We start from the raw sequence: 14,196 nt of genomic DNA on the forward strand, positions 1-14,196 counted from the left end.
ATGGACCAGTTTTCCACAATCGTCGGGCTATTCGGATACTCGCTGAGCTACTGGTGGGTCATGATCCCCGCGGTCCTGCTGGGCAATCTCGTGGGCGCCATCCCGGGATTCAGCGCTGCCAATACGATCATCATCTTGCTGCCGCTGACGCTGTCGGTGGATGTCGAGGTCGCGCTCATCTTCATGATGGCGCTCTATTCCGCTTCGCAGCTTGGCAACGGCATCCCCGCCATTCTGGTGAACATCCCCGGCACCGGCGGAGCGGCGGCGACCACGCTTGATGGCTACCCGATGGCGCAAAAAGGCGAGGGGCAGCGCGCGCTTGTCTATTGTTTCGTCGCCTCGATCTTCGGCGGGCTGATCGGCACGATGTTCGTGCTGGCGCTGCTGCCGGTGCTGTCTCAGGTCGGCAACTACCTGCATTCGGTCGAGATGGTGGTGATCATCCTGTTCGGTCTGACGCTGATCGCGGTGATCGCGGCCGCCGACATGATCAAGGGCCTGCTGGCCGGCATGCTGGGGCTGTTGATCGGCGCCATCGGCACCGATTTCATCTATTCCGAACCGCGCGCCACCTTCGGCCTGCTGGAACTTTACGACGGCATCCCGCTGGTGCCAGCGCTGATCGGTCTTTTCGCGATTTCCGAGGTTTTCGTGCTGATCGAACGGGGCCGCGTGCTCAAGGACGAGTACATGGATGTCGTGGTCAGCTCCAAACTGTCGGACGTCTGGGTATTGGTGAAGGAATCGCTCGGAAGCTGGTTCTTGATGACATGGACCGCGCTGATCGGTGTCATCATCGGCATCATCCCCGGGGCGGGCGCCTCCATCGCGTCTTTCGTGGCCTACCAGCAGGCGCGCACCTTCTCCAAGACGCCCGAACTGTTCGGCACCGGTGTGCCCGAAGGCGTGGCGGCCCCCGAATCCGCCAACAACGGCGTCACCTCGGGCACGCTGGTGCCCTTGATGGCGATCGGTGTTCCCGGCGGCAGCACGGCCGCGATCATGATGGTGGTCTTGCAGTATCACGGCGTCACGCTCGGCCCGCGGCTGTTCATCGACAACCCTGAACTGGCCTATGGCATCTTTACCGCGGCCTTCATCACCTATCTCTTGATGATCCCGCTGATGTTCCCGATGGCGATGTACATGTCGCGCGTGACCACGGTGCCGGCCTTCTTCCTTGTGCCGATGATCCTGGCTTTCACGCTTCTGGGCGCCTTCGTGCCGCGCGGTTACATGTTCGACATGGGGCTGGCCATCGCCTTCGGGGTGCTGGGCTATCTGGCGCGCAAGACGGGCTACCATGTCACCGCGATCTTGATCGGCATCATCCTTGGCCCGTTGATGGAGCAATACCTGATGCGCGCGCTGCGCATCTCGCGCGGCGACGTCGGCATCCTGTTCAGCTCGAACCTCGGCAACATCTTGTGGGTGTTCCTGATCATCACTTTGCTGCTGCCCGTCTACAAAAGCTGGCAGGCCCGCAAAAACCAAGGGGAGGCGGCCTGACATGGACGCGAACTTGTCCAAGAACTTCACACGGCTGGCGCGGCTCGACATTCCGGGCGGCGGGCAGGTCAGGGTCGAAGACGGCTATTGCTACATCGGTCACATGGATGCACCGAACGGCACCACCATCATCGACGTGTCCGACCCGCGCGATCCCAAGATCGTGGCAAAGGTCATGCTCGACGATCTGTGGTCGCACAGCCACAAGGTGCGCGTCTGTGGCGATCTGATGATCGTCAACCACGAGCAAAACAAGCGCCATTTCCACCGCAAGGGCGAAGGCTTGCTGGAATACGAGGCGCATATGCGCGCCCATGAAGGGCGCGACCCCACCGATGCTGAGCTGGCCGCGTTCCTTGCCGTGACGGTGGCCGACATCCCGACGCTGCGCAAAAGTGCGGCGCGCGGCTATCACGACGGCGGGTTCCGCATCTACGACATCAAGGACCGCGCCAACCCGCGCCTGTTGTGCCACCACAAGACGCATGGCTTCGGCGTGCACCGCTTCGACATCGACGAAAACTATCTCTACATGTCGACAGAGATGCCGGGGTTCGTCGGCAACATCTTGATGGTCTACGAATACAGCGATCCGACCAACCCCACCAAGGTCGGCCGCTGGTGGATGCCCCAGCAGGAAAATTTCGACAATGCCCGCCCGACGTGGAAGGGCTACGCCAACCGCCTGCACCACACGCAGCGCGTCGGCAACGAGCTTTGGGCCTCGTGCTGGCACGCGGGCTTCAGCGTCATCGACGCGACAGATATTCGTGCGATGAAGACCATCACCAGCTTCGACTACCATCCGCCCAGCAAGCATCCGACCCATACGATCAAGCCCTTGCCGGGCCTGATCGGCGGGCGGCGCTATGCGGTCGCGGCCGACGAGGAGCATGCCCACAAGCAGGGGCAGCTGGCCGCGCATATGTGGGTCTTCGACGTCACCGACCTGTCGGACATCCGCTACACCTCGACCTTCCATGTCGGCGAGCTGGACACGCCCTATGCCGCCGGCAACGGCCGCTTCGGCTGCCACCAATATGCCGAGACGCTTTATGACACGACAGTTTTCGCGGCATGGTTCTCGGGCGGGCTGCGGGCCATCGACCTGTCGAAACCGTCCGATCCGACCGAGGTGGGCCATTTCATCCCCACCCCCACCGGCGGGCACCCCGTGCCGCAAAGCAATGACGTCTACGTCGATGATCGCGGGCTGGTCTATCTGCTCGACCGGCTCGAAGGTCTCGACATTCTCGAATTCCATCCGGGCTGAGGGGGCCCGGGCGGAAGGATGCAAAGCCATCACATCAGGGAGGATACCATGACCAACAAACTTCACACCATCAGCCGCCGCGGGCTCTTGCGGACCGGTGCCGCCGTGGGCGCGGCAAGCCTGTTCACCCCCGCGATCTTGCGGGCGCAGGGCACATACCCGACCCGCAACATCAACGTGGTCATCGCCACGGGGCAGGGCGGCGGGGCGGAAACCACCGCGCGCGCCTTCACCAACGTGATGCGCACCGATCTGGGCGTGGATTTCGAGTTCGAATTCCATCCCGGCGCAGGCGGGCAGGTGGGCTACGAGCTCTACAACAGCCGCCGCGACAAGGACGGCTACAACCTGCTCTTCAGCAACATGCACCCCGAGATCATCACCTACGCCACGCAGGAAACGAACTACAACCTGCCGGGCGACATCATCCATTTCGCCAAGACCGGCGGCACGCCGATCGTGTGCTATGTCGGCGCCAACAGCCCGATCCAATCGATCGAACAACTGGTCGAGATGGGCCGTCAGAACACTGTGACGATCGCCTGCAGCCGCCTGCCGCACCCCGGCACCATCGGGATGCTGTCGCTGGCCGAGGCGACCGGGGCCGATTTCAACATGATCCCCTATGGCGGCGGCAACCCGACCTCGATGGCGACGATCACGGGGGAAACCGACGCGGCTGTTCTGACGGCCGGCGTTGCGATCAGCCTTGGCGAACAGGTGCGCGTGCTGGGCACCTTCCGCTCGATGGAGGCGTTCAACGTCCAGATGGGCAACCCGCCCTTGGTCAACGACGTCTTCGGCACGTCCATCCCCGAACTGGAACTGGCGCAGGGCTGGGCGATGCATACCGAGGTCTGGGAAAACATGCCCGAGGTGCGCGAGCGGCTGGTCGGCTCGATCCGCGCCGCCTTCGACAACCCCGAACTGCGCGCGCAGCACGAGGCGGTGAACTATCCCTTCGACGGCGTGGAATATGGCGATGAAACGGTCTGCGCGCAGATCGTGGCCGATACGACGGCGCTTGCGCGGCAGTTTGCGGACCGCATCCGCGACAGCTGAAGACATCTCAAGGCCCCCGGCGCCATCTTGCCGGGGGCACGACCATGGGGAAGGCCATGCCGAACGCGCCTCAATCGATGGGCATTTCCCTCGTGGAAACGATCCGCGGCGACATCCTGGCCGCGCGCCTGACGCCCGGAACGAAACTGACGGTGAAGATGCTGAGCGATATCTACGACTGCGGCGCCTCGCCCGTGCGCGAGGCGCTGAACCGTCTGACATCCGAAGGGCTGGTCGACCGCATCGACCGGCGCGGATTTTTCGTGTCCGGCATTTCGGCCGATGATCTGGCCGATATCCTTTTCAACCGATGCTTGCTGGAAGGCGAGGCGTTGCGTCGGTCCATCGCGCGAGGCGGGGCCGAGTGGGAGGAGGCTGTGCTGATCTCGCACTACCGGCTGAGCGTGCTGCCCCGCCAGATCGAGGAGGGTGCAGGCCCGCGCCCCAACCCGGTCTGGGAGGTGGCGCACAAGCGGTTCCACATGGCGCTTTTGTCGGCTTGCGGGTCGCGCCTGCTGCTCGAGAGCTGTGAGCGGCTGCACGAGTTGAACAACCGCTACCGCCATTTCAGCCGCATCGCCGGGGGGCCGGTCCGTTCGATCGAGACGGAACACCGGCGGTTGTGCGACCTTGTTCTTGCGCGCCGCGCAGAGGATGCCGTGCAGGCCCTGACCGAGCATTACCAGCGCACCGGAGACGCCGTCCTCAAGGCCCGGATCGAAACCCGGCCCGAAGCCCACGGCACTCCGGCGGAGCGTCCGCACTTCCCGCCAACAGATGGAGCAAACGCCCTATGAAAACGCGCACACTCGGATCGCTCGAGGTTCCCGCCATCGGTCTTGGCTGCATGAGCATGACGCCCATCTACGGCAAGCCCGATCCCGATGAGGCCGTGGCAACGATCCGCCGCGCGCTGGATCTGGGCGTGACGATGATCGACACTGCCGACGCCTATAATGACGGCAAGAACGAGACGCTGGTGGGCCGCGCGCTTGAGGGCCGGCGCGACGAGGCGATTCTTGCGACGAAATTCGGCAACATCCGCTACCCCGACGGTCGCCGCGAGGTGAACGGCCACCCCGATTACGTGCGCGAAGCCTGTGAGGCGAGCCTTGCACGGCTGGGGACCGACCGGATCGATCTGTTCTACATTCACCGCATCGATCCCAATGTGCCGATCGAGGATACCGTGGGCGCGATGGCCGACCTCAAGGCCGAGGGCAAGATCTTGCATCTTGGCCTGTCCGAGGCGTCGCCCGACACCATCCGGCGGGCCCATGCCACCCATCCGATCACCGCGCTGCAGACCGAATATTCGCTGTGGTGTCGCGATGTGGAGGCCGAACACCTGCCGCTTTGCCGCGAGCTTGGCATCGGCTTTGTCGCCTATTCGCCGCTTGGCCGGGGCCTGTTGACCGGGACCATCGGAACCCTCGACGACATGGAGGAGGACGACCGCCGCCGCGACCACCCGCGTTTCGCGCCCGAGAACCTCGCGCGCAACGTCGCGCTGGTCGCCACCCTCAAGGATCTCGCCGCGCGCGAGGATTGCACGCCCTCGCAGCTGGCCATCGCGTGGATCTTGTCGCGCGGGGATGGCATCATGCCGATCCCCGGCACCCGCCGCCGCAGGTGGCTTGAGGAAAACAGCGCCGCGACGGGCGTCATGCCCTCGGCTGCGACGCTGGCCGCGCTGGACGCCAATTTCCGCCACGGGGCAGGGGCAGGCACGCGCTATCCTGCGGGCCAGATGAAGCGGGTGAACCTGTGACCGGCGCGGGGCTGGCGCAGCGCAGGATCGGCGCGCAGGGGCTCACCGTCTCGAGCGTGGGATTGGGGTGTTCGGGCATGACGTCCGATTACGGGCTGCCGGACGACGTGGAATCCGTGGCGACGATCCATCGCGCCATCGAGTTGGGCGTGACGCTCTTCGACACGTCGGACGCCTATGGCGCGGGCCGCAACGAAGAGCTGATCGCAGGGGCCATCAAGGGGCGGCGCGACGGCATCGCGCTGGCGTCGAAATTCGGCAACATCCGGGGCCCCAACGGGGAACGCGGCGGCACCAACGGCCATCCCGATTACGTGCCGCAAGCCTGCGAGGCGAGCCTCAAGCGCTTGGGCGTCGATGTGATCGACCTCTATTACGTCCACCGCATCGACCCCAATGTGCCGATCGAGGATACGGTCGGCGCCATGGCGCGCTTGGTCGAAGCAGGCAAGGTGCGGTATCTGGGCCTGTGCGAGGCCGGTCCGCAGACCATTCGCCGCGCCCATGCCACCCATCCGCTGTCGGCCGTGCAGATGGAATATTCCCTCTGGACCCGTGACGCCGAGGCGGAAATCCTGCCCACGCTCAAGGAGTTGGGCATCGGCCTTGTACCTTACAGCCCGCTCGGGCGCGGCTTCCTGACCGGCGCGTTTTCCAGCCGTGACGACCTGATCTCAACCGACCGCCGCCATGCCCATCCCCGCTTTCAGGAGGGGAATTTCGAGGAAAACCTGCGCCTTCTCGCCCCGGTCGAGGCCATCGCCACCGCGCGCGGGTTGGCCAAGGGGCAGGTCGCTCTCGCCTGGCTTCTGGCGCAATGGGACGGCCTTGTGCCGATCCCCGGCACCAAGCGCCGCCGCTGGCTTGAGGAAAACATCGCGGCCGTCGATGTCACCCTGACCGCCGACGAGATCGCGCGTCTGTCCGACGCCTTTCCCCCCGGCGCGGCCTCGGGTCTGCGCTACCCGGAATTCCAGCTCAAGAAGATGGGCATCTGACGCCCGTCCCCCCATCCGACACGAAAGGACCCCCACCGATGGTAACCCCAGTCATGCCCGAACAGACCTTTGCAGGCGTTGAGCATTGGACCAAAAAGGGCGATGTGACCCTGTTCCTGTGGCAAAAAAAGGTGCCGCAAGGCAACCCCAAGGGCACGGTGCTTTTCGTGCATGGCTCGTCCATGGCCTCGACCCCGACCTTCGACCTGCATGTCGACGGGCGGCCCTATTCCTCGGCGATGGACTGGTTCGTGAGCCAGGGCTTCGACACCTGGTGCGTCGACATGGAGGGCTATGGCCGCTCCGACAAGGACCCGTCGGTCACCGCCAACATCAAGGCGGGCGGCGATGACCTGATCGCGGCGACCGATTACATCATGGCGCTGACCGGCGTGAAATCGTTCCTTGTCTACGGGATTTCCTCGGGCGCGCTGCGCGCCGCCAATTTCGCCGAACGCAAGCCTGAACGGGTGGCGAAACTGGCGCTCGATGCGATGGTCTGGACCGGCGAGGGCAGTCCGACGCTGGAACAGCGCGCCAAGAACCTTGCGCGCTGGCAGACCGGCGAACGCCGCCCGATCGACCGCGAGTTCGTCTGGTCGATCTTCAACCGCGACCATCCCGGCTGCGCCGACGCCAATGTGGTCGAAGCCTTTGCCGAGGCCATAGTGGCGCTCGACGACAGCGTGCCGACGGGCACCTATCTGGACATGTGCGCGAACCTGCCGGTGACGAACCCCGAGAACCTGACCATGCCCACGCTGGTCATGCGCGGCGAGTTTGACGGGATTGCGGGGATCGACGACCTGCTGGCCTTCTACAAGGCGCTGCCGCACCCGGCCAAACAGTTTTCGGTCATGCAGGGTATCTCGCACGCGTCCTTGCAGCAGAAGAACTACATGATGGTCTATCACATCTTGCAGTCCTTTTTCGAACAACCCGACCCGGTCTATACGGGCGACGGCGCCTGATCGGGGCGGAGCTACAACCACAAACAAGCCTTAGAACTAGGAGACCTGAATGTCAGATCTGGTGATCGCAGCGCCGGACACGGTGACCATCCCCGTTGCGGGGGGCGGCCTTTTTCCGGTGCGGCGCGTCTATTGCATCGGGCGCAACTACGCCGCCCATGCCGTCGAGATGGGCCATGACCCGGACAAGGAACCGCCCTTCTTCTTTCAGAAGAACCCCGACAACCTCGATGCGTCGGGCGAGTTTCCCTATCCGTCCCACACCTCGGATGTGCACCATGAGGCCGAGGTGGCGGTGATGCTGAAATCGGGCGGCACCAACATCCCCGTCGCGCGTGCGCTGGACCATGTCTTCGGCTACGCGCTGTCGCTCGACATGACGCGGCGCGATCTGCAGGGCGAGGCGAAAAAGATGGGCCGCCCGTGGGAGATCGGGAAAGCCTTTGAACGCTCCGCCCCCGTCGGGCCGATCCACCGCGTCGAGGAGGTGGGGCATCTGTCGGAAGGCAAGATGACCTTCACCGTCAACGGCGAGTTGCGGCAGGAGGGGGACCTGAACCAGATGATTTGGAAGGTTCCGGAAATGATCTCCTACCTCTCGGAGTATTTCGAGCTGAAGCCGGGCGACGTGATCTTGTCGGGCACGCCCGCGGGCGTGAACGCTGTCGTGACGGGCGACATCATGGTGCTGGAGGTCGAGGGTCTGGGCTCCATGACCGTCAAGGTCGTCTGAAAACACTGGCGCGCGCGGGCGAAACGACCCCGCCCGCGCGCTTGTCCGGCAAACCGATCCCGCGATGGCGCGACCAGTCCCGACGCTACAACTAGTTTCCTGTGGCCCAAATGCGCCACAAATCTTGATATTGATGTCGCAAGGCGCAAATCTCCGATTCACTTGCGGGGGCCAATCAAGTATGGTCTGAGCATAGCCATGCCGCGCGGGACGTGTTTCGGGTGGCGGCGGCGCAGGTTTCGTCCTGTCGCGATGTGGTAACGAGAGTTGGGCCGTGTTGAGGCATTGACGATGGGCACAGAAACAGCGGACAAAATCGGGTTTCTTGCAGCTCTTTGCCCCGATACGGGGCCCGCGACTGGCTTGGTCGCGCGCAATGTGATCGCCTGCGACTGCAGTGTTGCGACAGCCGGTTCCACCACGCCCTCCCTGACCTTGACGGGTGCAATCGTCGGGCGGTCGGTTCTTTCCTCAGTCCTTGCGGTCCAGACACGCCTCGGCATCGTGCGCGCTTTTGCGGCACAGGCCGTCGCGACTGCCGCCCTTTCCCCTTGCGTCGGGGTGGTGTCGTGCCGCCTTGATTGCGCGGCGCAAACCTGAAGCAAGAAAATTGGACGTCATGAAGATAGCTCTCCCCCTGATCCTCTGCGTCGGCTTTCTGTCCGCTTGCACGCCTTCGACCGTCTCTGCCCCGGTCGAGGCGACGTCGGCCAATTCTGCGCTGCACGGACCCGGGGCATCCGAGTTGCTGTCCGAGCGCGATGCGATGTATCGCGAGGTGTTCGAGCAGGCGCAATTGCAAGGCTTCCTTTCGGGCGCACTGCGCGGGTTGCTGTTGGGCGCCTTGATCGATGGCGAGCGCGGGGCAGTTTTCGGTATGGCGGCAGGTGCGGTTTTCGGGTCGCTCTATGCCACGACGGCGGCCGAGCAATTGCTCGAAGAGCGTGAAGAGTTTCTCAACCGGCAACAGATTATCGAGAATATTCTGGACGCCTCGCGCGGGGCGGCCGCGCGCAGTGCGGAAGATGCCGCGCTGGTCAGCCGCGCCGTCACTGAATTCACCAGTCTCGCGCCAACGGGCGAAAGCGCGGGCGAGGTTTTGGGCGAACAGATCGGCACGCTGCGCCGTGCGGTGGAAATGCGCGCGGTGCTGATCGAGGAGCTATTGCACGAGGCGAGCCTGACGCCCGAGCAGCAGGCGGAGGTGCGTGCGCAGATCGACGCGCAGCGCGGGTCCTTGCGTGTCATTCGCGCGCAACAAGATGCATGGAGGGCACGCAGCGATGGTTGATTGCGCCAAGGGTCCGACCGGCGTGAAGCGCGCCTTGGTTCTGGGATGTGTCTGCGTCGCCCTGAACGGCTGCGGATCGCTTGTCGCCGCCGACGATCCCTGCGCGACGGCCAATCGGGACGTGAGCTTTTCCGTCTTGATGCAAAACAGCATCTCGAATGTCTACAACATGTGCCTAGAAAACATGAGACAAGAAATTGTGGCAGAATGGGGCGAGCAATGAAAACAACAAGAATTGCCCTTCTGATCGGAATATGGGCCCTCGCAGCTTGCGGGACTTCGATCGGAATGGAAGAGCAATTGACGAATACCGCGGTTGAGGCCACCCACGCAGCAGGCGTCTCCCCTGCAATCGCAGGGCATGCCGGGGATATGGAATTCGTTCTCGACGAGGACGTCTTTACCGTGGAACGCAACCGGTTCCCATTTCTCATCGCGTTGGTCTTGTACCTGCCATTCCTTCTGATCTGACGCCGTGCCCCGGCCCCGGAGGCACCGGGCCCGAGAGGTCGATTGCAAAGGTTCACGAATGTTCTCGTCGAGAAAGTGGTATATGCCATGCAGATACAGGCAAGACTGTATTTCACGTCCGATGATGTGACTTGTGTGCCGGTCGATCCGGCGTTGTCGCAGTATGAAGACCGTATCGGATTCGAAGATCCCGCCCTCGGGTTTCGCATGCGGCTGTTTTCTGCCCGGGTCAGCAAGGCGTCGCTGACGGCCTGTGTCGCCCTTGTGCTGCCGCCCGATCTGGTCACGCGCAACGAGGGGCAGGACGTGTCCGGCCTGTCTGATGCGCCCATCGTGCCGGTCGCGCAGGGGGCTGGCGACCCGCTTCCGCTGATTGTGCCAGCAGGAACGCCGGACCGTCCCTTCGAGCTTTGGGTGGACAGGTCCACGGTCGATGACGTGATCGGCTTCGCGCGTCAGCACGGCGTTTATCCCGCAATGCTTGAAGTGCCGACGCTTGAGGGCGGCGAGACGATCGCGCTGCCAATTCAGAACGAGGCATCCCCACCGCCCATGCGCGCCTTTGGTCAGGCGCAGGCCAACCCAGACAGCATGCGCGCCGAAATCCCTCCGGCGGTGCTGCGCGAGTTGGAAAAGCGCAAGCAGCAAGAGACGCGCCACGCCGCGCGCAGCCTCCGATCCGCCCCATCCGAAGTCGCCTTTGCCGCAAGCGCCAAGGACGAAGCCGCCGCGCTGGCACTTGCCTCCCGGATCACGGCGACCTTCTCGGAAAGCGTCGAACCCGTTGCCCGACAGCTCAGGGGTCTCGCCGCGCCGCGCGCCCAAGACGCAGGCCCGCCGGATGCCCGCCCGGCGCTGCCCGATCAGGTCGCCGCCGCCATGCCGCAAGAAACCGCTGATGACCGGTTCGCGATGAGCGTCGCAGGGGACCCTTTCGTCACCTTCCCATCCGCAGGGCAGATCGCGCCGCGACCCGATGCGCAGCCTGAAATGATGACGCTCTCTGCCGTCCCTGTCCGGCCGCGGCGCGATATGGGCCCGATGGTCGCGCAGGCTCTTGACGGTATGGGCCTTGCGCTGCTTGCGCCGGTCCACGCCGTGGCACGCATGTTGCGCATGGTTGCGCGCGGGGCGCAGGGGGTGTGGTCGCGCAGCGCGTCCGGTCTGTCCGCCCTGCGTAGGCGGGTTCTGGGCGGTTTGATGGACACAACACACGGTCTGCGCCGCAAGCTCCAGCCCGGGCTGGATGCGGTGTCGGTCATCTTCTTGCGGCCCGTGGTCGGTGCGGCTGCCGTGATCGGGATCGTCGCCACTGGCGCGGTCGCGCTTGTGTTGCCCCTGTTCGCGCCAGGACAGGCAGAGACCCGTCTCGGTGTTGCCGCCCCCATACACGAAGCATCGCCCGACCGCGATCTCGCCACCGGGACGGACAGGATGCCCTCGGCCATTCCAACGCATGTTCCCGTCGCCCTTGCCGTCGCCCGTGCCGAGCCGGCCCTCACGCCCTTGTCCCAGCCCGCGCCGCCCGTCGTCACCGAGACGGCGACAGCCGAGCCGCCCGATCTGGGTCCGGTCGTGCTGACGCAATCTGCCTCGGTCGAGCACAGTCCACAGTCCCGGGCCGTTCCGGCCGCGCCCCGGCTGATGCTGCGCCCGGGATCGGCCTCTGTCCAGACCTCGGTTCCGGCTCCTGTGATTCCGGATGCCGCCACGGCCGCGGTGCTAGCGCCGCAGCCATCAGCGCAGGGGGAAGCCGCCATCGCAGGCGTTTCATCCCGGGTGGATGTCACCCCCGAGCTAGTTGCCATGGCCCTTTTGTCCGTGCCCGAGATCGACGAGGACCTGCCCGCGCGTCTGGTCGATACGGACACGGCGCGGCACGAACACGCCCTTTCCGCGCCGCCTGTGGTGCAGTCAGCAGCCCCCGCCGTCGCGGAACCCGTGGCACAGGATCGACCTGCCATAGGGCTTGACCCCACAGCGGTCGCGGACCCGCCCCCCGTGGTCGCGGCCGCGCCCGCGCGCGCCGTGCCGCAAGCCGACACGCCGCCACAGACCCTTCAGGCCGCGGTCGTGAGCCTTGGACCCGACCGGGCGCCACGCCCGCTGCGCCGACCCGAGCTGCGCGCTCCTGCGCGCGTGGTGGCGGCGGCCGTGGTCGCACCTGCTCCGACCCTGTCTGCCCCGACCCAACCGGTAGCCCGCCCGGTCGCACCGCCCGCCGCCCCGGCACAAGAGGTGGCCCCGGTGGCGATGGCTCCGACGCTGGAGGTTCTGCCACACTCGCCGTCCAATCCGTTTCGGGTGCTGGCGATCGTCGGGACCGGCGCACAGGGCACTGCGCTTGTCCGGACCGGACCGAACCAGACCGCGGTCCTTGCTGCAGGCACCACAACGGCCCTTGGGCAGGTCGTCGATGTGCGCCGCGACGGTATCGTCTTTGTGCAAGATGGGCGGATGCGGCTGTTGCCAATCGGCCAGTAGGCAGGGCACGCGCAAGGCGGACAACCCGTTCAGGGCACGGGACCGGTCGATCCCGGGACGCCCGGACCCGCGATGCGGCTCAGAACTCCCGTGCGAGCCCATGCCCGAGGATCAGCTGCCGCAGGCCGAGCCATGCGCCTGCCCAGATCGTCAGCGCCACGACCGGCGCGTGAAAGGACAGAAGCGACAGCGCCGACAGGCCCTGACCCACCGAACAGCCCGCCGCCAGAACAGCGCCGAAGCCCATCAGCACGGCGCCCCCCATCTGGCGTTTCAATTCGCGCGCATCCTCGCAGGCCTCCCAGCGAAAGCCGTCACGGATCAGGCTTCCGATGAAGGCGCCGATCAGCACGCCCAGCACCGAACCGATGGCGAAATCCGGCTCCAGCCCCGAGGACGCCATGGTGTAGCGTATGGTGTCGCCCACGGGGGCGGTGAAGGTGTGGGAATGCACCAGCCAATGCTCGAACCCGGTATTGGCAACCCATGACGTACCCAGAAATCCGCTGCTGATGGCAAGCCCGGCCGCACTGCCCCAGACCAGTTCCTTCCAGCGGCGCGCGCGCCACAGCGCAAGACCGGCCGACAGCAGCACCACCAGCCCCAGCGCGCCCCCGATGGTCCAGGGTGGCAGGCCGCTGGCCGCGCCGACCAGATGCGCCCAGCCCTGCGCCGCATCGGGGTGCTGATCGATCGGAAAGAGCCGTTCGCGCAATGCGGCGAGCGGGCCTGACAGCATCGCATAGGCCGCCACCCCCATCACCAGCGCAATGACCAAGGCCCGCAGGTCGCCTCCGCCCAACCGCGCCAGCATGCCAAAGCCGCAATTGCCCGCCTGCGCCATGCCGTAGCCGAAGAGCAATCCGCCCAGTGCCGCGCCCGCCAGCGTGAACCCGTTGTAGAGATAGATTGCCTGATGCAGCCGGATCAGTCCCGCGCCCTCGGCCACGAAATTGGCCACCATCGCCAGTCCCAGCGCAACGGCCCACATCCACAAACGCGACCGGTCATGCCCGTAATGGGCATCCTCGATCATGCCGAGCGTGCAAAACCGCCCCAGCCGGGCCGCAAGGCCCAAAACAATGCCACCGCCAAGGCCGATCACGGTGATCGACCAGGCTTCTCCCAGGATATCGAGCATGTCCCTCCCTTCGACCCGACCTGTGCGCCGGTCTGGAGGCGCAAGATCAGGTGCAGAACAACTCGTAGACACGTTCGATGATCAGGCGTGCCCGGTCATCTGTCAAACGGTAATAGATCTGCTTGCCGTCGCGCCGGGCCGTGACCAGCCCCTCGAGCCTTAGTCGCGACAATTGTTGCGACACCGCAGCCTGTCGCGAGGACAGCATCATCTCGATCTCGGCCACCGATTTCTCGCCATTGGCCAGCGCGCACAAGATCATCAGCCGCCCCTCGTGGCTGATCGCCTTGAGGAAATCGGAGGCCGTCTGCGCATTAGTACGGATCCGGTTCCATGTCGCGTCGTCCATGGGTTCGTCGATCCGGGGCAAGATCGTCGAGATCTGGGCGATCATGTGATCGCGGTCTGTGTCGGATCTGTCTGGGTGCAGGCTCATGGCGTGCTCCTTTGCCCCGATCAGACCATGCCGCGATGCGGCAAGGCAAGGGG

At 65.0% G+C, this 14,196-nt stretch carries 13 protein-coding genes; 11 read left to right on the forward strand and 2 right to left on the reverse strand.

Features of this window, described 5'->3' with window-relative positions; translation table 11 throughout:
- The 11 genes from C7455_RS01455 (at position 1) to C7455_RS01515 (ending at position 12,566) form a co-directional block, all read left to right on the forward strand.
- Positions 1-1,512 (forward strand): tripartite tricarboxylate transporter permease, encoded by a 1,512-nt coding sequence (locus C7455_RS01455; protein ID WP_109664507.1) that lies wholly within the window; start codon positions 1-3, stop codon positions 1,510-1,512.
- A gap of 1 nt (position 1,513) precedes the next feature.
- Positions 1,514-2,785: an LVIVD repeat-containing protein gene (locus C7455_RS01460; protein WP_109664509.1), complete on the forward strand. Its 1,272-nt coding sequence runs from the start codon at positions 1,514-1,516 to the stop codon at positions 2,783-2,785.
- Positions 2,786-2,833: 48 nt separating this feature from the next.
- A complete protein-coding gene (locus C7455_RS01465) occupies positions 2,834-3,847 on the forward strand; it encodes a Bug family tripartite tricarboxylate transporter substrate binding protein (protein ID WP_170118969.1) in 1,014 nt (337 codons plus the stop codon).
- A gap of 56 nt (positions 3,848-3,903) precedes the next feature.
- Positions 3,904-4,644: a GntR family transcriptional regulator gene (locus C7455_RS01470; protein ID WP_170118970.1), complete on the forward strand. Its 741-nt coding sequence runs from the start codon at positions 3,904-3,906 to the stop codon at positions 4,642-4,644.
- The gene (locus C7455_RS01475) at positions 4,641-5,618 is read left to right on the forward strand and encodes an aldo/keto reductase (protein WP_109664517.1); all 978 of its coding nucleotides are present in this window, start codon (positions 4,641-4,643) and stop codon (positions 5,616-5,618) included. Before C7455_RS01470 ends, C7455_RS01475 begins: the two co-directional genes overlap by 4 nt.
- A 56-nt stretch (positions 5,619-5,674) precedes the next feature.
- Positions 5,675-6,616, forward strand: coding sequence for an aldo/keto reductase (locus C7455_RS01480; protein ID WP_281269398.1), 942 nt, complete (start codon positions 5,675-5,677; stop codon positions 6,614-6,616).
- Positions 6,617-6,654: 38 nt separating this feature from the next.
- Positions 6,655-7,587 carry an alpha/beta hydrolase gene (locus C7455_RS01485; RefSeq protein ID WP_211315420.1) on the forward strand — a complete coding sequence of 311 codons (933 nt, stop codon included), beginning with the start codon at positions 6,655-6,657 and terminating at the stop codon, positions 7,585-7,587.
- Positions 7,588-7,636: 49 nt separating this feature from the next.
- A complete protein-coding gene (locus tag C7455_RS01490) occupies positions 7,637-8,320 on the forward strand; it encodes a fumarylacetoacetate hydrolase family protein (protein WP_109664523.1) in 684 nt (227 codons plus the stop codon).
- 619 nt (positions 8,321-8,939) lie between these two features.
- Positions 8,940-9,611 carry a hypothetical protein gene (locus tag C7455_RS01500; RefSeq protein ID WP_109664527.1) on the forward strand — a complete coding sequence of 224 codons (672 nt, stop codon included), beginning with the start codon at positions 8,940-8,942 and terminating at the stop codon, positions 9,609-9,611.
- 22 nt (positions 9,612-9,633) lie between these two features.
- The gene (locus C7455_RS01505; RefSeq protein ID WP_146199900.1) at positions 9,634-9,834 is read left to right on the forward strand and encodes a hypothetical protein; all 201 of its coding nucleotides are present in this window, start codon (positions 9,634-9,636) and stop codon (positions 9,832-9,834) included.
- Between the two features lie 455 nt (positions 9,835-10,289).
- Positions 10,290-12,566: a hypothetical protein gene (locus tag C7455_RS01515; protein ID WP_146199901.1), complete on the forward strand. Its 2,277-nt coding sequence runs from the start codon at positions 10,290-10,292 to the stop codon at positions 12,564-12,566.
- A 79-nt stretch (positions 12,567-12,645) separates the two neighbouring features.
- On the opposite strand, the gene C7455_RS01520 is transcribed toward C7455_RS01515, so the two are convergent.
- Together C7455_RS01520 and C7455_RS01525 are read right to left on the reverse strand one after the other, a co-directional pair.
- On the reverse strand, positions 12,646-13,707 hold the full coding sequence (locus C7455_RS01520; protein ID WP_109664538.1) for a YeeE/YedE family protein: 1,062 nt from the start codon (positions 13,705-13,707) through the stop codon (positions 12,646-12,648).
- 46 nt (positions 13,708-13,753) lie between these two features.
- Positions 13,754-14,056: an ArsR/SmtB family transcription factor gene (locus C7455_RS01525; protein ID WP_245904220.1), complete on the reverse strand. Its 303-nt coding sequence runs from the start codon at positions 14,054-14,056 to the stop codon at positions 13,754-13,756.
- Positions 14,057-14,196: the final 140 nt, after the last annotated feature.

Origin of the sequence: Roseicyclus mahoneyensis (genome assembly GCF_003148775.1) — a bacterium.
GTDB classification, from domain to species: Bacteria; Pseudomonadota; Alphaproteobacteria; order Rhodobacterales; family Rhodobacteraceae; genus Roseicyclus; species Roseicyclus mahoneyensis.